At 58.3% G+C, this 20,751-nt stretch carries 20 protein-coding genes; 7 read left to right on the top strand and 13 right to left on the bottom strand.

The features are described from left to right. Positions 1-61: 61 nt before the first annotated feature. Complete coding sequence (locus tag SynPROS71_RS11615) at positions 62-2,275, bottom strand: AAA family ATPase (RefSeq protein ID WP_186595246.1); 2,214 nt, start codon at positions 2,273-2,275, stop codon at positions 62-64. A 118-nt stretch (positions 2,276-2,393) separates the two neighbouring features. On the opposite strand from SynPROS71_RS11615, the gene SynPROS71_RS11610 reads away from it, so the two are divergent. Genes SynPROS71_RS11610 through SynPROS71_RS11600 form a run of 3 tightly spaced genes read left to right on the top strand, consistent with a single transcriptional unit; the run spans position 2,394 to position 7,155 of the window. Further along, positions 2,394-3,473: an efflux RND transporter periplasmic adaptor subunit gene (locus tag SynPROS71_RS11610; RefSeq protein ID WP_186595245.1), complete on the top strand. Its 1,080-nt coding sequence runs from the start codon at positions 2,394-2,396 to the stop codon at positions 3,471-3,473. A gap of 11 nt (positions 3,474-3,484) precedes the next feature. Then, complete coding sequence (locus SynPROS71_RS11605) at positions 3,485-6,892, top strand: efflux RND transporter permease subunit (RefSeq protein WP_186595244.1); 3,408 nt, start codon at positions 3,485-3,487, stop codon at positions 6,890-6,892. Continuing rightward, positions 6,889-7,155 (top strand): hypothetical protein, encoded by a 267-nt coding sequence (locus tag SynPROS71_RS11600; protein ID WP_186595243.1) that lies wholly within the window; start codon positions 6,889-6,891, stop codon positions 7,153-7,155. The genes SynPROS71_RS11605 and SynPROS71_RS11600 overlap by 4 nt, the downstream gene beginning before the upstream one ends. Before the next feature lie 50 nt (positions 7,156-7,205). Here SynPROS71_RS11600 and SynPROS71_RS11595 read toward each other — a convergent pair whose 3' ends face one another. Further along, a complete protein-coding gene (locus SynPROS71_RS11595; RefSeq protein ID WP_186595241.1) occupies positions 7,206-8,864 on the bottom strand; it encodes an alpha-D-glucose phosphate-specific phosphoglucomutase in 1,659 nt (552 codons plus the stop codon). 72 nt (positions 8,865-8,936) lie between these two features. Between SynPROS71_RS11595 and SynPROS71_RS11590 the strand changes: the two genes are divergently transcribed. After that, positions 8,937-9,215 carry a hypothetical protein gene (locus SynPROS71_RS11590; protein ID WP_255442152.1) on the top strand — a complete coding sequence of 93 codons (279 nt, stop codon included), beginning with the start codon at positions 8,937-8,939 and terminating at the stop codon, positions 9,213-9,215. A 6-nt stretch (positions 9,216-9,221) separates the two neighbouring features. Here SynPROS71_RS11590 and SynPROS71_RS11585 read toward each other — a convergent pair whose 3' ends face one another. From SynPROS71_RS11585 to SynPROS71_RS11535, 11 genes are all read right to left on the bottom strand, one after another. Then, entirely contained in the window at positions 9,222-9,599 is a 378-nt protein-coding gene (locus tag SynPROS71_RS11585) for a hypothetical protein (protein ID WP_370586824.1), read from the bottom strand. Positions 9,600-9,621: 22 nt separating this feature from the next. Further along, positions 9,622-10,356, bottom strand: a complete 735-nt coding sequence (locus SynPROS71_RS11580) for an alpha/beta family hydrolase (RefSeq protein ID WP_186595239.1) — start codon at positions 10,354-10,356, stop codon at positions 9,622-9,624. Between the two features lie 298 nt (positions 10,357-10,654). Further along, positions 10,655-11,134, bottom strand: coding sequence for a hypothetical protein (locus SynPROS71_RS11575; protein WP_186595237.1), 480 nt, complete (start codon positions 11,132-11,134; stop codon positions 10,655-10,657). 238 nt (positions 11,135-11,372) lie between these two features. Next, entirely contained in the window at positions 11,373-12,767 is a 1,395-nt protein-coding gene (locus SynPROS71_RS11570) for a phosphatidylserine/phosphatidylglycerophosphate/cardiolipin synthase family protein (RefSeq protein WP_186595235.1), read from the bottom strand. A gap of 40 nt (positions 12,768-12,807) precedes the next feature. Beyond that, positions 12,808-12,990: a hypothetical protein gene (locus SynPROS71_RS11565; RefSeq protein ID WP_186583422.1), complete on the bottom strand. Its 183-nt coding sequence runs from the start codon at positions 12,988-12,990 to the stop codon at positions 12,808-12,810. A gap of 10 nt (positions 12,991-13,000) precedes the next feature. Next, positions 13,001-14,071, bottom strand: coding sequence for a DUF4912 domain-containing protein (locus SynPROS71_RS11560; protein WP_186595233.1), 1,071 nt, complete (start codon positions 14,069-14,071; stop codon positions 13,001-13,003). A 159-nt stretch (positions 14,072-14,230) separates the two neighbouring features. Next, complete coding sequence (locus SynPROS71_RS11555) at positions 14,231-14,989, bottom strand: phycobilisome rod-core linker polypeptide (RefSeq protein ID WP_186595231.1); 759 nt, start codon at positions 14,987-14,989, stop codon at positions 14,231-14,233. Positions 14,990-15,081: 92 nt separating this feature from the next. Then, entirely contained in the window at positions 15,082-15,672 is a 591-nt protein-coding gene (locus SynPROS71_RS11550; RefSeq protein ID WP_186595229.1) for a phycobiliprotein lyase, read from the bottom strand. 60 nt (positions 15,673-15,732) lie between these two features. Further along, positions 15,733-16,110, bottom strand: coding sequence for a hypothetical protein (locus SynPROS71_RS11545; protein ID WP_186595227.1), 378 nt, complete (start codon positions 16,108-16,110; stop codon positions 15,733-15,735). Then, on the bottom strand, positions 16,110-16,775 hold the full coding sequence (gene sufR, locus SynPROS71_RS11540; protein WP_186595225.1) for an iron-sulfur cluster biosynthesis transcriptional regulator SufR: 666 nt from the start codon (positions 16,773-16,775) through the stop codon (positions 16,110-16,112). The genes SynPROS71_RS11545 and sufR overlap by 1 nt, the downstream gene beginning before the upstream one ends. A gap of 41 nt (positions 16,776-16,816) precedes the next feature. Then, positions 16,817-17,890, bottom strand: a complete 1,074-nt coding sequence (locus tag SynPROS71_RS11535; protein ID WP_186595223.1) for a class I fructose-bisphosphate aldolase — start codon at positions 17,888-17,890, stop codon at positions 16,817-16,819. Between the two features lie 209 nt (positions 17,891-18,099). Here SynPROS71_RS11535 and SynPROS71_RS11530 point away from each other — a divergent pair, with 209 nt between their 5' ends. The 3 genes from SynPROS71_RS11530 to sufC are packed head-to-tail and all read left to right on the top strand — an operon-like array spanning position 18,100 to position 20,749. Beyond that, on the top strand, positions 18,100-18,459 hold the full coding sequence (locus SynPROS71_RS11530) for a ferredoxin-thioredoxin reductase catalytic domain-containing protein (RefSeq protein ID WP_186583415.1): 360 nt from the start codon (positions 18,100-18,102) through the stop codon (positions 18,457-18,459). 5 nt (positions 18,460-18,464) lie between these two features. Further along, entirely contained in the window at positions 18,465-19,904 is a 1,440-nt protein-coding gene (sufB, locus tag SynPROS71_RS11525; RefSeq protein WP_186595221.1) for a Fe-S cluster assembly protein SufB, read from the top strand. Positions 19,905-19,960: 56 nt separating this feature from the next. Beyond that, positions 19,961-20,749, top strand: coding sequence for a Fe-S cluster assembly ATPase SufC (gene sufC / locus SynPROS71_RS11520; RefSeq protein ID WP_186595219.1), 789 nt, complete (start codon positions 19,961-19,963; stop codon positions 20,747-20,749). The last annotated feature ends 2 nt before the right edge of the window (positions 20,750-20,751 follow it).

Below are 20,751 nucleotides of genomic sequence, written 5' to 3'. Positions count from 1 at the left end.
AAATCTTTTGATTTCACTGCATCGCATAAACCCCGGCTTCGCCGGGGTTTTTTTATGTCTCTCAGCGACGGCGACCATTGATCCGCCAGTGCTTCAGCCGCATGGGCAGCTGTTGACCGTGACATTTCATCAGTTCATTGTTCAAAGTGACGAGAGCCGAGGAATGGCCACTGGTCTGGCCTTCAACGGCCAAGCGGTAAGGCCGGCCTTCACCCAGCCAGCGGTTCATCAAGGATTGGTCCAGACGAAGGGTGGAGGATTCCTGCCAGTTGGTGCTTTCAAGGCTCCAGCCGCTGGCTTCAAGGCGTTGCCTTAGGGCTTCACGCTCCGATGTCTGGCTGAGCCATTGGGCTTCCAGTTCTTGCAAGCGATTCAGCGCGTTGACGATCTCGGGGGCTAAAGCACCCTGGCTGTGCTCCAAGAGAGCCGAAGCAGGGCCAAGTTCAGATTCACTCAGCAGAAGGCGAAGCTGAGCTCCTGTTGATGTCCGTTTGGCGATGCTGGGCCACAGCTCCATCAGTGTTGACGACTTGAGATCGTCCTGATTGAGGCGTCCGCCGATGATCTCAAAGTTGTGGTTCTGGCTGAGAGCATCGAGATCGCTCGGTTTGCCCATCAGGGTTGGCCTCTGCAGGGGATCCAGCAGGTTGAGCTGAGCTTCCAACCGCGGCTGATCTGTTGCTGAACCGCACAGAATCATCACTCCCCCTTCTGCCACAGCGGCCAAGGGGTCCAAGCTCCAGAGCAGCGACCGGCCACCGAGCATCAAGACACGATCGGTGCGACGCCAGTTCAAATCAGCCCAGAGTCGTTTGCGGAGGGTCTGGAGCCGTTCACCATCAACAGCCAGTTGCCGTTGAAGCCAACGTTCGAGCTGGGGTTGGTCGGGGCCGCTGCTCACCAGAAGTGGATGGGCATCGTCGGCTTCCACTGCGGCGGCGAACTGGGCTGCTCGGCGCTCGAGGATCCGTTCCCGTCGCTGACCTTCCCATCCTTGGTGGCTTGGTCCCCAGAACGCTTCTCCCTGAAGTGCATCGGGTAGGTATTGCTGGGCGACCCAATGCTCCCGGAAGGCATGGGGATAGCGGTATCCCTGGCCATCGCCGAAGGCGTCCCCATCACGATTGGCATCCCTTAAGTGGGTGGGGACGTCTTGGCGCTGGGCGCTCCGAACCTGTCGAAGAGCCTCGAAGAAGCCACTGGTGCTGTTGCTCTTATCGGTGCAGGCCAGGTAGAGAGCTGCCTGGGCCAAGGGGTAGAGGCCTTCGGGCAGGCCAATGCGTTCAAAGGCCGCGGCACAGGCTTCCACAACCACCACGGCCTGAGGATCGGCCAGGCCGACATCCTCACCAGCAGAGATCAGCATGCGCCTGAAAATGAACCGGGGGTTCTCTCCCGCCTCGATCATTCGAGCTAGCCAGAACAGAGCCGCATCAGCATCGGAGCCCCGGATCGACTTGATGAATGCGCTGATCGTGTCGAAGTGGGCATCCCCCTGCTTGTCATAGAGAACAGCCCTCTGCTGAATGGATTCCTCGGCAATTCCCAGGTCGATGCGGATCACGCCGTTGTCATCTGCTGGGGTGCTGTCCACCGCCAGTTCCAGGGCATTCAGAAGACTGCGCGCATCACCGGATGCCACATCCACGAGATGGGCCGCGGCCTCCGGCTCGAGTTTGATCTTGCGACCGCCGTAGCCACGCTCGGGATCCTTCAAGGCGCTCTCGAGGAGCTTGGTGAGGTCGTCGGGCGTGAGCGCCTGAAGACGGAACAGACGGGAGCGGCTGACAAGAGCCTTGTTGACTTCGAAATAGGGGTTTTCAGTGGTGGCACCGATCAGGGTGAGCGTGCCGTTTTCCACCCAGGGGAGCAGCGCATCCTGTTGCGCACTGTTGAAGCGATGCACTTCATCGATGAACAGGATGGTGCGCAGACCATGGCGTTCCAGTCGCTGTCCGGCTTCGCTCACCTCGGTACGCAAGTCCTTCACCCCGGCGAGAACGGCATTGAGGGAGCTGAAATGGGCCCTGGTGTGATTGGCAATGATTCGGGCCAGGGTCGTCTTCCCGACACCCGGTGGGCCATGCAGGATCAAATTGCCGACACGATCTGCAGCGATGGCACGGCGTAGTAATCGGCCCTCCGCAAGGATCGCTCCCTGGCCGACGAATTCATCGAGATTGCGCGGGCGCAAGCGATCCGCGAGGGGAGCCTGTCGCCGCAGCAAGGCCTCCCGTTGATGACTGAATAGATCGGAATGCTGCGATCCGCTCAAGACCGTTTGATGTGCATGAGCCGATTCTTGCCCTAAACGGCCCAGCCAGCTCTTGAATCGCGGTCATAATGCGCCCGACCGTGAATAAATCGTGCGAGCGCTATCTTCCTGCCTGGCCTTGGCACTGACCACCGCTGCACTCAGTGCCTGTGGCGGAAAGGGTGGGGCGCAGAGACCACTGCCCGAAGTGCAGCAGGCTGCAGTAACCGAAGCGTCTTTCACCGACGACATCGACACGGTGAGCACGCTGGAGGCCAACGATCTGGTTCAGCTTGCAGCGCAGGCCACGGGAAGGGTTCTGGAACTGAAGATCGCGCAAGGCGACAAAGTCGAGCCGGGGCAACTGCTGATGGTTCTGGACCAGGCCCAGGAGCAGGCGCGACTGGCTTCGGCTAGGGCTCAGGAACAGAAAGATCTGCTTGAGCTGAAGCGCTACGAGTTTCTTGTCCCCCTGGGAGCAGCCGAGGCGTCTGAACGTGATCAGCGCCGAGCCATCTACATCGCCTCCCGCGCGCAGGTGCAGGCACAGGAAGCCACCCTTGCCTACAGCAATTTGAAATCACCGATTGGCGGCACGGTGGCAGACGTCTCCGTGAAGGTGGGCGATGTGGTGCGTTCAGGAGACCCATTCACCAAGTTGATCCGCAACAACACACTGGAAGCGCGTGTGGAAATTCCCTCCACCTCAGCAACCCGCGTGAAGGTCGGTTTGCCCGTGCTGCTCAGTCTTCCCGGCACCGATGAGGTGATCGCCAAGAGCACTGTGCTTTCGGTGGATCCCAACATCGCCTCGGACACTCAGGCGTTGCTGGCCCTCGCCGTGTTCCCCAACCCTGACGGGAAACTGCGCAATGGTCAGCGTCTGCGAACGCGTTTGCAGCTCGAGGAACGCAAGGAACCTTCCGTGCCGTTTTCCGCTGTGACCCAATCCTCCGGGCAGAGTTTTGTGTTCCGGCTCGGCACCTTCAAGGAACTCGAGGCCCAGCCTGGAAAAGCTGATCTTGCCCGCATCAAAAAGGGAATCGAGGTCGGCAAGATTCCCTCTACAACACTGTTTGCTTTGCAGACTCCGGTCACCCTTGGGTCCCTCCAGAACAACCGTTATCCCGTCACCAAGGGACTCAAACTTGGCCAGAAGGTCATCACCAGCAATTTGCTGAGTTTGCGTCACGGTGTGCCCGTCAAGGTGAAGGGCTGAGGATCTAAATCATGTCTGCATCCAATAATTTCATTACGCGACCTGTTCTCACAACGGTCTGCAGCATTCTCATTGTGATTGTTGGCTTGATTGCCATCCCAATCCTGCCGATTGAGAACCTCCCGGATATTGCACCTCCCACGGTGAAGGTGAGAGCGACTTACACCGGTGCCGATGCGGTGTCGGTAGAAGAAGGTGTGACCACCGTTCTGGAGCAGCAGATCAACGGTGTGGAGAACATGGATTTCATCAAATCCAACAGTTCTTCCGATGGTGTGAGTGCGATCGATGTTGCCTTTGCCAGTGGCACCGATGGCGACATCAACCAGGTGAACGTTCAGAACAGGGTGTCGCTGGCAGAACCGCAGCTTCCCGAGGAGGTGCGAAAGGCTGGAGTCACCGTTAACAAGGCATCCAATTCCATCCTGCTGGTTTACAACTTCGGAAGCGCTGATCCCGACCAGATTCTCTACAGCGCGGAAACAATCAGTGGTCTTCTCGATCTCAAGCTCACTGACTCGATCAAACGGGTCACCGGTGTGGGTGACCTCACTTACTTCGGCAATCGCAAACTGGCCTTCCGTCTTTGGCTCGATCCAAACAAGTTGTCCACATTTGGCCTCACCTCCACGGATGTGGTGAACCAGCTCAGCAGTCAGAACCGACTGGTTCCAGCTGGGCAGGTGGGCGGTGAACCGTCGCCGAAGGGGCAGGAATTCACATTCACCGTTCAGCTTCAGGGGCGTCTGCGCAGCGTTGAAGAATTTGAAAACATGATTGTCCGGACGGCCGATGAAGGTGGTTTGGTGCGGTTGCGCGATGTGGGCAGCGTGCAGCTTGGTGGTGAGTCCTATGCGGTTAGCGCTACGGATCTCCAGGGAGTGCCATCGGTGGGCCTCGCTGTTTATCAGCTCACAGGTAGTAATGCTCTGGAGGTGTCAGACGGTGTCAAGAAGGTGCTGGCTGAATTCGAGAAGACCATGCCGATTGGCATGAAGATGGAGAAGATCTACGACAACACCGACTTCATCACGGCATCGATCAAAGGAGTCGTGAATTCCCTTCGGGATGCTGTGATTCTGGTGGTGCTGATTCTTTTTCTGTTTCTGCAGAACTGGAAGGCCACCCTGGTTCCTGGAATTGCAATTCCGGTCGCATTGATTGGAACCTTCGGGCTTGTTTTGGCCTTTGGTTTCTCCCTGAATCAGCTCACTCTCTTCGGCCTTGTTTTGGCCACAGGTCTCGTCGTTGACGATGCGATCACGGTGATTGAAGACACGTCCACCAAAAAGTCGGAGGGACTGAGCGCACTTGAAGCTGCCAAATCCACGATGGACGAGTTGTTCTCAGCCATCATCGCCACCTCTCTTGTGAAGTTCGCCGTGTTCTTGCCGGTGCTCTTCTTCCCAGGTGCGACAGGAACGATTTACAAGCAATTCGCAGCCACGGTGATTTTCTCGATCGCCATTTCCACCTTCAACGCCCTCACCTTCTCGCCGATGCTCTCGGCACTGTTGCTGGCGCGGGAATCGAAGGACCCAGGTCGCAAGGTTTATGCCATCGCCGGAGCCGTGATCGGTTTCACCTACGGACTTCTGGTGGTGGGTGATGGTGCGGCGCTGGTGTTGGTACCGACCATCGTTGGCGCCCTGATCGGGTTGCTCCTCTCTCGCTTTCTTCAACGTCCAGCTGTTCTCCCCTTCACCATCGGTGGAGCTATTGCCGGGTTGGTGCTCGTGGGTGTGAGCCGGATTCTTCCGGTGATTTTCTACCCCGCCTTGGGCCTCACTCTCGGTTGGTTCACTCCGGTGATCTTTAGCAACTTCAATCGCTTTTATGCGGCGATGGAAACCCGCTATTCCTCTGCTCTGAATTGGGCCCTGGAATCACGCCGGCTTGTGATGGGGATTCTGGGCGTCGGCATCCTCCTCACCGCTGTTGCGTTCCGCGCGATCCCCGGGGGCTTCGTCCCGATTGAGGACCAGGGCTATGCCATCGGTGTTGTCCAGGCTCCTGAAGGTGTCTCCACCCAAATCACTGAAGCCATCAACCAGAAGGTGGCCGCTGTCTTGAGAACCGAGAAAGACATCACAGCCGCATCGGTGTTCAGCGGAGCCAGCCTCGATGGAAACAGCCCGAACAAGGGTCTGTTTTTCTTTGGTACGAAGAATTGGTCTGATCGCAAGGAAAGAGATCAGAACGTGGGCGCCATCGTTGAGCGACTCAATCAGAAACTGGCTGCTTCGATTGATGGTGCACGGGTCATCGTGGTTGAGCCACCTGCCATCCCTGGTTACGGAACCGGAGGCGGCTTTGAATTCCAGCTGTTGGATCAAAGCGGGGGTGCCTACAACCTTGCTGATCTCTATGCCACGGCTGGACGCCTTGTGCAGGCAGGCAATGCTGATCCTGATCTCAACAGGGTCTACACCCTTTTCTCTCCTGAGTCTCCCCAGATCGAGATCAAGGTTGACCGTGAGCGCATGGCGGCCGTCGATGTGGATTTTGGCTCTGCGATGCAGACCTTCAGCGTCAATTTTGGCGGCCTGTATGTGAACGACACCTTCCAGGAAGGCAAGGTGCGACGCGTTTATGTGCAAGCTGATGCGGAGAGCAGGGCCACACCGGAGAAACTCTCATCGATTTACGTGAAGGATCAGGCCGGTGAGCAGATTCCGTTGTCCGAGTTCTTCACCGTTCGCGAAACTCTCGGGCCAACGGTTGTTCCACATTTCAACCTTTACCGGGCGATCAAGATCGAGGGCACGCCAGCCGCTGGTAAGAGTTCCGGCCAGGCGATCACCGCCATGAAGGGCACGTTCGAAACGTTGAATCCCCAAGGGCTCAGTTTCGATTGGACGGGTATTTCCCGTGAAGAGGTCAAAGCGGGAGCTCTGGCGGTCGTGATTTTTGCCCTGGGCATCCTGGCGGTGTACCTGGTGCTCTCGGCTCAATACGAAAGCTATTCAGATCCGTTGATCATCCTGATGACGGTACCGACGGCAATGCTCGGGGCCCTGGTGTTTCTGGCGCTGCGGGGTGAGGTGCTGAATGTGTACGCGCAGGTGGGCCTGGTGATGCTGATCGGGCTTGCTGCGGGTAACGGCATCCTGATCGTGGACATGGCCAATCAGCGCATGCAGGCCGGCGCCAATGCTCTGGACGCTGCACGCTTTGCCGCAGGATCCAGGCTCAGACCGATTCTGATGACGGCGATTTCATCGTTATTTGGTTTTATCCCTTTGGTGTTTGCCAGTGGTGCTGGCGCTCGCAGTCAGACATCGCTCGGTGCGGTGGTGTTCGGCGGTTTGCTGATTGCCACTGTGCTGTCTCTCTTCGTTGTTCCGGTCTTTTACGTGGTGATGAAGACCCTCTTGGGTCAGGCGGAGGGCCAGGCAGAAGCGGAGGTCAGCTCATGAGCCAGCCTCCAGAATTCAATGGCTTCAAAGTGCTTTGGTCGGCGTTTATCGGTGCAGGAATCGGCCTTGTGCTCGCGTTTTTCCTCGAAACCTTCATTCGCAACACCCCTGCGGATCTGTCCAACAATCGCCTCACCTATCTCTACGGCGTCGTGGTGGCATCGGCGGCCCTGTTCGGCTCATCCATCGAGAGCATGCGCCAACTTCAGGAAGCATCACCTGAAAAGGAGTATCACCACAAGCAGCGCGGTCGTCGCAAATAAAAAAAGCCCCCCTGGCGGGAGGCTGGGTTGGTTGCGCGCAGATGCCTCGATCAGGTGATCACCGTGGGCTTGTCCATGCCGGTGCGCGTCTTGATCTCAGCCAGAGCATTGATGCCGCTGATCATGTCCGCAAGGGCGATCTGAGGATCCTGGTTGAGGTTGCCGCCACTCGCGACATAGCTCTCTAGATACACACGGATCGTGGCCCCCTTGGTGCCGGTACCCGAGAGACGCACCACCACCCGGCTGCCGTCTTCGAGAAGGATGCGCAGTCCTTGCCCTTTCGTCACGGACTTGTCGATCGGATCGCAATAGCTGAAATTGTCAGCGCTGCTGATGCTGCGACCTGCAAAGGACTGTCCCGCGAGCGAGGGCAGCATGGTTTCCAATCGGTCGTAAAGACCATGGGCCGCGTCGCTGGGAACGGCTTCGTAATCATGGCGGGAGTAATAGTGCCGCCCAAAACGACTCCAGTGGTTGTTCATGATCTCGGCCACGCTGCAGCGGCGTTCGGCCAGGATCTGCAGCCAGAACAGCACGGCCCAGAGGCCATCTTTCTCGCGCACATGGTTGCTGCCGGTGCCGAAGCTTTCTTCACCGCAGAGCGTGATCTTGCCGGCATCGAGAAGATTGCCGAAGAACTTCCAGCCCGTGGGAGTTTCGTAGCAGTCGATGTTGAGATCCTTCGCCACCACGTCCACCGCAGCACTTGTGGGCATGGAGCGCGCCACACCGGCGAGTCCGCCGGCATAGGCCGGTGCCACCGTGGCGTTGGCGGTGAGCACAGCCAGGCTGTCGCTTGGATTCACAAAGCAGCGCTGGCCCAGGATCATGTTGCGATCACCGTCGCCGTCGCAGGCCGCACCGAAACGGAAGCCATCGCCATTCAGTAAGAGATCCGCCAGTTCATGGGCGTAGGTGAGGTTGGGGTCGGGGTGTCCACCGCCGAAGTCCTCGAGGGGTGTGCCATGGCGCACGCTTCCAGCCGGTGCACCGAGCAGTCCTTCCAGCAGGCGACGGGCATAGGGGCCGGTCACGGCATGCATGGCATCGAAGGCCAGGGGAAAATCGCCGCGGATGAGGTCGCTGATCCGATCGAAATCGAAAAGCTGCTGCATCAGCTCCACGAAATCATCAACGCCATCGATCACCTCCACGTCCATGGCGCCGATGGAATGCTTCCCGGGGGCCTCAAGGCTGGGGGTTTGGGTCTCAACGATGGCGTATTGCTCGAGAGTCTTGGTGCACTCGAAGACGGCATCCGTGAAGGAGGCAGGGGTCGGGCCTCCGTTGGCACCGTTCACCTTCACTCCGAAATCCCCATCGGCACCACCCGGGTTGTGACTGGCCGAGAGGATGATGCCGCCGATGGCCTGACGCTTTCGGATCAGGTTGGATGCCGCTGGAGTGGAGAGGATGCCAGCGGTGGTGACGATCACCTTGCTGAGACCGTGAGCTGCGCCCATGCGCAGAATCACGTCGATCGCCCGGGTATTGCCGTAGCGACCGTCGCCCCCAAGGACCAAGGTGCCGCCCTGAACCCCTGGCAGGGTGCGGAACACGGCCTCAACGAAGCTTTCCAGATAATGCGGTTGCTCGAACTGGCGGCTGCTTTTGCGCAGTCCGGACGTGCCGGGTTTCTGATCAGTGAAGGGAGCGTCCAGACGAACAAGGGTGTGCGTCGGTTCGGCCGAGGCGGATGCGGTCATCCCATCAGGCAGCGGTTCACCGGGAACCTAAACACGTCTGAAGCCGTAAGGGGTGTTCGGCACAACCAGTTGTTGCAGCTACCTTTGATTCATCAGGGACAGTGGCGTCGTATGCAAATCGATCACCCGAATGCCGAACCTCTGTCGGAGGAGCAAAAGGCAGTGCTTGATCAATTCCGCAAGCGCCTGGAATCCATGGTGTCCAGCCATGGTCTGACCAGTGAGGACATGAACGAATTGATCCGAGATCTGAAAAGCCACCCTCTGATTAGTGCGCAGTTGCTGGACGAAGCGCGTTCAGAAGTTTCTCGGCTTCTTCCTGGCCAGCGTTTCAGTTTCGACTGGTCTTAAGAGACTTCAGGCCTTTCCAGGCGATGGGGCGGCTTGTTTCTTGGGCTTGACCGGTTTGGCGCAGACCACTGTGAGGCGACGTGCTGGCCTGTCGATGCTGTCGCGCCGCTGGAAGGAGTTCGGAGTCGCAGGGGTTGATGCCTGAATGAGCTCCCATACAGCGTCCTTGCAGGCCGCGGGCAGTCGGGGGTGGTCCATCAAGGGGTCTGCTGTCTGCCGGGTTGCATCGCAGAGTTCAGCATCGTTCTCCCGGGAACAGGCGTAGGCCTGCAGTTGAAGCGAGCGCAGCTCGTCTTTCGTGGGAAACGGCACGTAGTCAACATTTGCTTGAGCGGCGGGAACCCTCAACACCGCGAGGCTGAGCAGAAGAGTCAGGAAGCGCAAGGTTGAGAGCAGGCCGAGGCTGTCATTCTGCCTCTGATGTCAGAAAATTGGATCCTTCGAGGATCGTCTGGCAAGCGCCTGCCAATGCGTCCTTGAGAGCCGGTATGTGGTGTTTGAAGCCATGTTCGGCTTGAGCGATCCACACCATGTTGATGGATTCGGACAGTGCCAGCCCTGCGACCAGGTTCTTGCCGCCGTAGCGGTCGTCCTCACCCTGAATGATGAACACGGGCTTGCGGACGTGTTGGAGGTGGCGAAGCCGGTCCCAGTGGCTGCCCTCCTTCTGAAATGGATAGCCGAGAACCACGCAGCCAGCTGCTTCTGTTCTATCGAGCGCTTTGGTCACGATGGCTCCTCCCAGTGACTTCCCCACCAGAATCAGAGGTTGGTCATAACGCCGCCGTAAGCGATCGCATCGCTGGATCAGCTGTTCACAGAAAGCATCGACTTGGTGGTCCGTCAGCTCGCGTTTCATTTGGTTGATCTTCTGACCGCTGAAATCGCAGCGGATCACCGTGAATTTCTCAGCGCAAAGCCTGCGGGCGACTCCTTTGTTGAATGGGCTGTAACAGGGGTCGGTCTGACCTGGAATCTGCAGGACGATCGCTCTGGTTTCGTTGTTGTTGCCGTCGACGAAGCTGATGCGTCCTGCCAGAAAGCGGAGATAGAGACCGCGGGCGCTGAAGTTGCGCCGAATTAAAAGCCAAAGGGCCCGTCGGACCTTGCCGGCGAACGTTCGCTCAGACTCTTTCTTCACCACTCCCCAACTTGCTCTGCTGCCGTTCTATTTTGCGGCCTATGCGCTTGGTGGTGGCCATTTCTGCTCCCAGCCATGTCCGATTGATTGCTTCGGTAAATTGTGTTGCTGTTTAGGGTCCCTGTGGCCTGGGGTTTTCCGCGAGACGTTGTTAAATCAAAGGTTTAATTCGACAAAGGTTTAGGCCGTTATTCTTGGGGGCTAAATTTAATCTTAAGTGGTCGATATTGTTTTTCTGGTTTGCTTTGAGGTGCTTTCTGGGTCGGCGGTGGGGGGGGGGGATCGTTGGGTTGTTGATTCATAGATTGACCGTTCTGTAATCATGCGCTGTTGAGCGCAGAGTGACCAGCATTCGATCAATTGAATAGGTGATTAAGAGGATGGCTAAAATGCCTACCGCGGTCTCTAGTATGCAGATGCTTTGGTAGCCAGCTGTGAGTAGGGGATTGCTTTTGAGGTTTTGCGTGACCTGGTCAAATCCAAGATCGACAAGTTCAAAGAAGGCAGCGGCAAGGCTGAAAAGAGCCAGGATGAATAGTCGACTGATTCGCTCTTCTTTTTTGAGGACAGATGTGTGCCTGCTGAGATTGATTTGAAAATTGCAGATCAGGAAAAACATCGCAAATAGGGCGAGGTGCATGACCTCTTTTTGCATGTAGACCTCAATAATTTCGACGGTGATGACCGTGATGGCTGCCACGGCTAGGAACAGCCTCAGGGTGCCCAGTAGGGCGAATAATGTTCTTTTGCTGATGGTCCCATGGGTGAATGAGGTCATCGTCAGGCTTGGGGAGAGCCTTTAGTCTGCTTCGAGTCCTCGGCAAGGTGCGTTTGGTCAATTAAAAATTCAATTTTGCCTTTGATGGCCGCTTGGCCCGAAGCACATTTTTGTCGGCTGCGATCTGCTCCATTCTGTTGACATTGTTCGACTTTCTTGTGCGCTAGTTGTTCACGCGGCTTCCCTGACCTCAAGATTGGATTGTTCGGGATGTTGGTCGCGATCTCCTCTGCTGTTTTTAGCTTCTTTCTTCACCACTCCCGCACTTGCTTTGCTGCCGTTCGAGCTTGCGGCGCATGCGTTCGGTGATGCCCAGGTCTGCACCGCGCCACATGCGATCGATCTCTCGGGTGAAATGGGCTGCCAGTTCGGGTGAGTGAATCACCAGCAACGTTTCGTCGTTCTGATGGGCAGCCGACGGTGACCAATTGAAGGATCCTGTGATCACTTTGCGCTGGTCGATCACCGCGAACTTGTGGTGCAGCTTGTCGCCGCGGGCGAGGCGCGGGCTGCCGACTCCCCTCAGGGGCTTTGCCAAGGGGCGGTTGCCCTTTTCCAACTTGCAGAAACGATCAGGGAGTGCCACCCCGAGTAAGTCGAGCACCTCCGAAAAAGAGCGACTGGCGAAGCCCGGGTCCGCCAGCAGCCGGATCGCCACTCCGGATTGAACACGTTGGGCCAACACATCCGTCAGCGACTGGGCTGAGAACACGAACAAGGCCAGATCAATGCTGCGCTTTGCTGCGCTCAGGTGTTGTGCGATCAGTTGGAGGCCATGGTCTTCCGAGCGCTTGTTGTGGGGAGCGAACAGCACATCCATCCGTGTTCCATCGACCATCACGCTTTTGACAGGCCGGCTCGGTTTTCCTCTGCCAAAGCGACTGTTCTGCAGGCCTCCCGGACCATCCCCCCACAGGATCTGAAATTCCTCTTTGAACACAGCAGCCAGCTCGGTGCTTGTGATGCTCAGCAGATGATTCACATTCCCGCGGGTACGCGGTGCTCCACCATCACCGTGGACGCCAGAGCTTGTGAAGTTGGCACTGCCGGTGATCACCTGGCGCTTGTCGATCACCATGAACTTGTGGTGCATCAGTCCACTGCCGCGGCTGCCGTCCTCGGTGTCGTCGATGACGGGCACTCCTCCCTGAAGAAGCAGCCCCACGGCATCACCAGCGCGACGCTCCGGTGCTGTCACCACGCCATCGCCGTCAAGGTCGGCAAGGGCTTCCAAACGTCGCAGTCTCTGACGAGCGTGGGCTGGCAGATCTGATTCATGCAGGTCTGCCCAGGGTGCGCTGTAGCTGTTTTCAAGCACCACTCTCACGATCACGCCGCGCTGGTGGGCTCTCACCAGTGCGGAGGCTATTTGCGGAAGCGTGAGCTCCTGAATAGCCACCAGCAATTCCTTGCTGGCGCCATCGATCTGTTCGATCAGGTGCCGTTCAAAATCATCGCCATTGCGCCACTGGTCCTGCAAAGGTGAGCGGTAGCGGCTGTTGTCGCGATGGTTGAAGCGAACCTCGATTGCAGCTGGCAGCGGCAGCTCGCTTGGAACCCTGCCGATCACAACTCCGGGCTGGCTGCAGCCAAGCAGTGTGAAGGCCAGTAACGCGATTGGGCCGTGGTTCATCACGCTGGAGCGGATGACAGCAGGGTTCCCCCTCGCTGGCTCAGTGGGGCATTTCAGAGGTACGCAGCATGGTGACGAACCAAAGACTGCTCAGCACTAAGGCGAGGCCGACACCAGCTCCAATCCCAACCTTGGCCATCGTGAGTGGAACGGCCACCGGGAAAATCATGGCCCCTGCTAGAGGGGTGATGGCTACGAACCAGCGCAGCGGGCGATTGGTCATCCCCACCCAATCAGAACCACTCAGCTTTGGCTTCGCTGGCGGGGTTGCTGTTGTCTTCTGGAGTCACCCGTTCGAAGTTGAGCGTGATGTTGCGCTTCTGCTCTCCATCGGCAGCTGTCGCTTCGATGGGGTAGGCCTGCTCGCCGTCGCGGAACGGCACCTGAATGCGGAAGGTGCCGTCGCTGGAAAGAGGTACCTCTTCGCCCCCGATGGTGAGGCGGGCGGAGGGGTCAGTTGCGCCGTACACAATCAGTTCAGCATCAGCGACCAACCAGAAGCTGCGCTGACGGGGTGCGACACCGCCGAGGCCTGACTCATTGCGTCCGCTGGCCCAGAGTCCTGCGCCGGAATCGCTGAGCCCACGCTGATCACTCGATTGGGAGTCGAGCTCATGCAGGACTTCGGAACCCACCCGGCGACTGCGGAAGTGGGTGGTGGCACTTTGGTAGAGACGCTCATGCAGGCCACTGTCACTGGTTTCGATCGGAGTGGTGATCGGCTGAGGAGCCGGCACACTGGCGTCGAGGCTGAAAGGTACGAACTGATCGAGGATCTGATCGCTGGGATGGAGAGCTGGCACCCTGGCAACCGATGAGAAGGCCAAGGAAATCCAGTTGCTGCCGGCACGGAATCCAAGCTCTACTCGGTAATCGCGGTCGCAAAGTGGAACAGGCAGATACCACTCGGTGCTGTGGCTATCGACCGGAACTTCCTGAAGGGTATGAGGATGGGAGGAACCATCCTGCAGCCCGGTGACATCAGCGAGGCGCAAGCTGAGGTGAGAGGCACCTTCGCTTTGGGCCTGCCGGCGGTCTGCATCGGAGATTTCCCAAAACACGTAAGCCCATTGGGGATCGCGTGGCAGGAAGACAACCCGTGTATTCGACTGAGGACGGGCCGGCGCATTGAGTTCAGCTTCAATCGCCTTGAGGTCGCCGCCACGGCGCTCTTGCCTCTCGGCGATGGCTGAAACCAGATCTTCTTTGCTCTTGCGGCTGTAGAGAGTCACACCCAGATCACTCGCCATCTGACGCAGCTGACGTAGTGTCAGACGGGCAAGATTCGTAATGGCTTGCGTCACTGAGCGGTCTCCCGAGTTTCTTTGGGATCAGTCTGCAGGCAAATTCCTTTTTTCAAACAAACGGAGTCCCTGGGGTCAGGATCCTCTGACTGCAGCTGGTCTAGGCCTAAAAAAAAACGGGGCACAGGCCCCGTTGAACAGCGTGATGGCTGGAGGATTTCAGCGTCCGACGCTGCGGTAAGGAACCTTGGAGAGATAGTCGATGTCGGCTGATCCACTGGGTGACGCCCCAGTTGCCCTGGACAGGCCACGCACCCAGGGAAGGTAATCCTCCGGGAAGCCACCGCGGATGCGCTTGGCTCTCGGCGGCAGAGCCTTGGCTGTGCCGGTGTAAACGACCTGAGGGAAGCCCAGGATGCTTCGGTAGTACTCGTCGTAACGGGGCGTGGTGATGTTGAAGGGGGTCTCACCGAGTTCGCGCCCTGGAAGGACCCGGTTGCGCTGATAAGGGACCGTGTCATATCCAAAGGCGTTGAGGTATTCCTCGCTGTCGAGAAGGGCATCCACCATGCCTTCGACGCCCTTGGTCGCGATCACGATCGACCAGGCAATCTCTTCGGACTTTCCATGGGTCTTGCGGCCAAGCACCTTCTCAACCAGGTGGCGGACCACCTTGTAATTGGAGTTGAGGTTGTAAAAGCTGCGTTTGAAGGTGTCGGAAAGACAGAGTCCCCGGATGAAATCCCTGACCGTGATCTGGCCGTTACGCAGCTGGGACTCAAGAAAGGTTTCGCGATCGCTCTTAAACGCGTGAAAAAAGATCTGGCGATAGGCCGACTCGATCACCGTCTTGAGGTTCTCCGCATCCATGGAGATATCCATCTGGCGCGAACGCTGGTTCTCGTCAGAAGCAACCCTGATGGCAGCGACTCGGTTGTTCTGCGTGGTCGGGGCGTACTGCAGAAGGGGGAGTGCCACGCGTTTTGGAATCCACTGGCGTGATCGTAGAAGTGTGAGTCAACGCACTCCTCGACAGCCCTCCTGCGCCTCACAGTCCGTAACAGTGAATCTCACCAGCCGAACGGTGAGCTCACGGTTCCAGAGCTGGCGGCAACGCCTGTGGCTCCTGCTCCCGAGAGGCGTGTCTCGATGCAGAAGGAGGCATTGTTCGACAAGCCTTCAACGGTGCTCGAGCGCACTCTCACATCGGGTCCGCAGAAGCTAAAGCGCTCCCACACCGTCATCATTTCGTAGCTGGTGCGCAGAATCAGGCCGTCGCGGTCATCCATTTCGAAGGTCGATGTCGCAGGAGCTTTCTCGGCATAACCCTGATCTCTGAGCAAGGTGCCACTGCGGTCAGCCTCAGCGTCAGCCATCAGGGCGAAGCAGGTTTCACCGTCGTGAGCATCGCCATCGCGGTCCCAGGCCATGTTGGCGCTCCAGCGCACATGGCTTCCGCCGATGATCCTTGCTGGATCCTGTCCATGCTGCCGGGCCATGGCCACCAGGCGGTCATCGCTCGCCGCTAGGTCTTCAACAACAATGAGTGACCCTCCGGATTCCGCGCGCCGGTGCAGAAGATGGTGGACGCTGCGCTGGGATCGCCATTGCCCGCAACTGAGCTGGAAGAAACTCAGAGCGTCGGGAATCTCCAGAGTCATGGTGGAAGCAGAGCTTCACTGATGATTGCAGGAGGTCTGCAGCGATCGTGCCCTGTCGATTCAGCCGTTCTGGGCGAGGCGTCGGCGACTCGCGGTTTCGGCATGGTCGATCAGTGCCTCAAGGGTGAGCTCGAGGGGGGTGCGTCCGCAGGCCTCCGCCAGGGTGTTGAGCTGATCAGAAATCACCTGAAACTGTCTGAGAAGCTCGCCCTGGAAAGCGGAATCGTCGCGAAGTGCAGGTTGCTGTCCGCACCAGGCCTGAATCTCCTCGTCGCTGGGGAGCGGTCCATGGCAACGCGGCGCTGCAATGGACTTCAAGGTTGCCAAGCAGTGCGCCTGCAAGCGCAAATGATGGCGATCCAAGGTTGGAAGGAGTGTGGCTTCGATCCGCTCGGCGTCCTTGCGGGTGAGGGGGCCTGTGGGTGTTGAAGGCTCCATTACGACAGGGTCTGCGTCTTTGACAGGCTGTCGAGGGGGCTGATCTGAAAGCCACAGGAGTGGCCCGATTCCAGACGCCAGTGCACCCGTTCCACCTGGCAGTCGGGGAACGTCAGCCTGATCAGCTGAAGCTCTTGATCGCAGATGGCCGGGAATTCCTCGGCAATGCGCTGCACGGAGCAGTGAAATTCACTGATGCACCACCCTCGGCCATCCTCAGCAGGCGCCATGTCGCTCACGTACCCCTCACGACTGCGCAGATCAATGAGGGCACGCACCCGTTGCTCGAGTGGAGCATCGCCGAGATGTCGCCTGTATTGATCGGCCTTGTCATGCGCCTGCTGCTTGAGCAGGGCACCCAGCATCTCGGGGGGAAGGCTGTGGGCCAAGGAGTCCAGCAAGCCGAGGGCGAAGGTCTCGCTGCCGTCGGGAAAGTGCTGATGGCCGCGAGAGGTGAGGCGCCAGAGATTGGAAGGGCGCCCTGGCCCCACGGTGACCGCTGTGGATTCCACCAGTCCCTCGTCTTCGAGGGTGCGCAGATGACGCCGCATGGCCTGCACGGAGATGCCCAGTTGGCTGGCCAGTCCGGCCGCGTCAATCTCACCCTGCCTTAACAGCAGGGTAAGCGTCGCTTCGCGGGTGGGTGCCTGGGATGGAGCGCCCATGACATCAGGATGGTCTCCTCACCATGCCACGGGATCTGGGCTCAAGCGATGGTGACCTCGGGACTCAGGTACACGTCCTGAACGGCGTGAATCAGATCCACCCCTTCCTGACGTGGTTTTTGGAACGCTTTGCGACCCATGATCAGACCGCTGCCACCGGCCCGTTTGTTGATGACGGCTGTACGGATCGCTTCATGCATGTCGTCGCTGCCTGAGGCGCCGCCGCTGTTGATCAGGCCGATCCGGCCTGAATAGCAATTGAGAACCTGGTAGCGACAGAGATCAACCGGATTATCACTGGACAGCTCGCTGTAGATGCGATCGTCCGTCATGCCAAAAGACTGGCCGAGAGCTTTGGCCACAGCGGGGTAGCCCCCGTTGTTGGCCGGCAGCTTTTGCTTGATGATGTCAGCGCCAATGGTGACCCCGAGGTGGACCGCTTGACCGGTGAGGTCGGCGGAGAGGTGGTAGTCGGCTTCGGGTTGTTTGAAGATCGGATTGCGCAGGTAGCACCACAGCACCGTGGCCAGGCCGCGATCGTGGGCATGTTCAAACAGGGCCGCAATCTGCTGCAGTTCCCTGTTGCAGTCGTCGCTTCCGAAGTAGATGGTGGCACCGATGGCCACGGCACCCATGTCCCAAGCCTGATCCACCGATGCGAACAAGATCTGCTCGTGCACGTTTGGTGCCGTGAGCAGCTGGTTGTGGTTCACCTTCACCATGAATGGAATGCGGTGTGCCCACTTCCGGGCCACGGATCCCAGAACGCCGAGAGTGGAGCACACGGCATTGCAGCCGGCCTCGACAGCCAGCTCGACAATCGCCTCGCTATCGAAATAGTCGGGGTTGGGAGCGAAGGAATGGGCCGCAGAGTGCTCGATGCCCTGATCGACCGGAAGGATGGACAGGTATCCGGTGTTGGCCAAGCGACCACTCCCATACATCTGCTGAATGCTTCGCAACACCTGCGGATTGCGGTCCGAAAGGCTGAATCGATCCACCACGTGGGCGTTGGGTAAGTGGAGGCGCTCTCTGCTCACCCGTGGCTGGGTGTTCAGGATCAATTCAGCTTCGGCTCCAAGCCAGTCGCTGATCGGACGGTTGGCAATGGCCATGGCGGCAACAGGGGGTGTTGCGCCGAAGGTAATGACAGCCCACGGATCCGTCAGTGCATGGGCGACATCGCCCCAACGAGATGGTGATCTGGCGTCATTCACAATGGGCGGATCCGTCGGGTGATGGATCCGTGCTCTAGGCTCCAAAAACGAAACCAATCTGTTTCGTATCTCCCCCGGTTCCGTTCCCCCAAGCCCCGTTCCGCGCCATGACAGACGCCCCTGCCGGCACTTCAGAACCGACTGCTGAGAGCCTTGAGGTCATCCGTAAATTTGCTGAGACCTACGCCCAGCGCACAGGAACCTATTTCTGTAGTGATCCAGGTGTGACCGCTGTCGTGCTGAAGGGTCTGGCGCGTCACAAGGACGACCTCGGCGGGGCTCTCTGTCCCTGTCGCCATTACGAGGACAAGGAAGCCGAAGTGTCTCAGGCGTTCTGGAACTGTCCCTGCGTGCCGATGCGTGAGCGCAAGGAATGCCATTGCATGCTGTTCCTCACAGAAGACAACCCGTTCAGGGGTGACGATCAGACGATCAGCACCGAAACGATTCACGCCACCGCCGGCTGATTGCTATGACCTCCACCTCCACACGAGATCTTGTGAGTCAGCCGTACAAATACGGCTTCGTGACCGAGATCGAGACCGACAAGATCGCCAAGGGTCTCAGTGAGGACGTGGTGCGTTTGATTTCGGGGAAGAAAGATGAACCCGATTTTCTGCTTCAGTTTCGTCTCAAGGCTTTCCGTCATTGGCTCACCCTCGAGGAACCCGATTGGGCTGCGCTCGGGTATCCGCCGATCGACTACCAGGACATCATTTATTACGCAGCCCCGAAACAGCAGGACAAGAAGGCGAGTCTTGACGAGGTCGATCCCAAGCTCCTGGAGACCTTTGACAAGCTCGGAATTCCTCTTAGCGAGCAAAAGCGCCTGAGCAATGTGGCCGTGGATGCTGTCTTTGACAGTGTGTCCATCGCCACGACTTACAAAGAGAAGCTTGCAGAGCACGGTGTGGTGTTCTGTTCATTCAGTGAGGCGGTCAAGGAACATCCCGCCCTGATCGAGCGCTACCTGGGCACTGTGGTGGCCAGCAACGACAACTATTTCGCGGCTCTCAATTCCGCTGTGTTTAGTGATGGATCCTTCGTGTTCATCCCCAAAGGTGTGGAGTGCCCGATGGAACTCTCCACGTATTTCCGTATTAACTCGGGAGATACAGGGCAGTTCGAGCGCACGCTGATCGTTGCCGAGGAAGGAGCGTCAGTGAGTTATCTCGAGGGGTGTACGGCGCCGATGTTTGACACCAACCAGCTGCATGCGGCTGTGGTCGAGCTTGTGGTTCTAGATGACGCTTCGATCAAATATTCCACCGTTCAGAACTGGTATGCCGGCGATGAGAACGGAGTGGGAGGGATTTACAACTTCGTGACCAAGCGAGGCCAGTGCCGAGGCGCGCGGAGCCGCATCAGCTGGACCCAGGTGGAAACAGGCTCGGCGATCACCTGGAAATATCCAAGCTGCGTTCTCCAAGGAGCTGACTCGGTTGGTGAGTTCTATTCCGTGGCTCTCACTAACAACCGCCAGCAGGCCGACACAGGAACCAAAATGGTTCACGTTGGCCCTCGCACCCGCTCCACGATCGTGAGCAAAGGCATCAGTGCGGGTCACTCCAGCAACAGCTATCGCGGCCTGGTGCAGATCGGCCCGGGTGCGTCAGGCGCCAGGAACTACAGCCAATGCGATTCGATGTTGATCGGTGATCAGGCCGGTGCCAACACGTATCCCTACATCCGCTCCCAGCAGCCAGATTCAGCTGTGGAGCACGAAGCCAGCACCTGCCGAATTTCCGAGGACCAGCTCTTCTATCTGCAAAGCCGAGGAATCGGTTTCGAAGAAGCCGTCTCCATGATGGTGAGTGGCTTCTGCCGCGATGTGTTCAATCAGTTGCCGATGGAATTCGCTGCCGAAGCTGACAAGCTCCTGGCTCTCAAGCTCGAGGGCTCCGTGGGCTGACGTCCGCAGCGCTCCTGAACGAGTTTCATTTCTTTCATTCCGCCCTCTCTTCCACCGTGATCCGCCCCGACGCCGAGCTGCTTCTCGACATTTCAGACCTGCATGCGTCCGTTGAGGATCAGCCGATCCTTAAAGGCGTGAATCTGCAGGTCCGTGCCGGTGAAATTCATGCCGTGATGGGACGGAACGGCAGTGGCAAGAGCACTTTGTCCAAGATCCTCGCTGGTCACCCCGCTTATCGCGTCACTGGAGGGTCCGTGCGTTATCGCGGTGACGACCTCTTCGCGCTCGAACCCGAGGAACGGGCACGCCTCGGCGTGTTCCTTGGATTTCAGTATCCGGTCGAGATCCCCGGCGTCAGCAACCTTGAGTTTCTGAGGGTGGCCACCAACGCCCGTCGGGAGACCCAGGGCCAAGAAGAGCTCGACACCTTCGACTTCGAAGACCACGTGCGCGAGAAGCTCAAGGTTGTGCAGATGGACCCTGCCTTCCTTGACCGCAGCGTCAATCAGGGATTCTCGGGGGGAGAGAAAAAGCGCAATGAAATCCTGCAGATGGCTCTGCTCGAGCCCGTGATTTCCATTCTCGATGAAACCGATTCCGGGCTTGATATCGATGCCCTTCGCATTGTTGCCAGTGGGGTGAATCAGCTTTCAAGCCCAGACACCGCGTCAATCCTGATCACCCATTACCAGCGTTTGCTGGACGAAATCACCCCGGATTATGTCCACGTGATGGCTGCGGGTCGGATCCTGCGGACAGGAGGCAAGGAACTGGCATTGGAACTGGAGCAGATCGGTTACGACTGGGTGGATGCGCAGCTGGCTGCCGAGGGAGTGGCCTGATC

Source organism: Synechococcus sp. PROS-7-1 (assembly GCF_014279795.1).
GTDB lineage: Bacteria > Cyanobacteriota > Cyanobacteriia > PCC-6307 > Cyanobiaceae > Synechococcus_C.
This window is presented reverse-complemented; position numbering and strand designations above follow the sequence as displayed.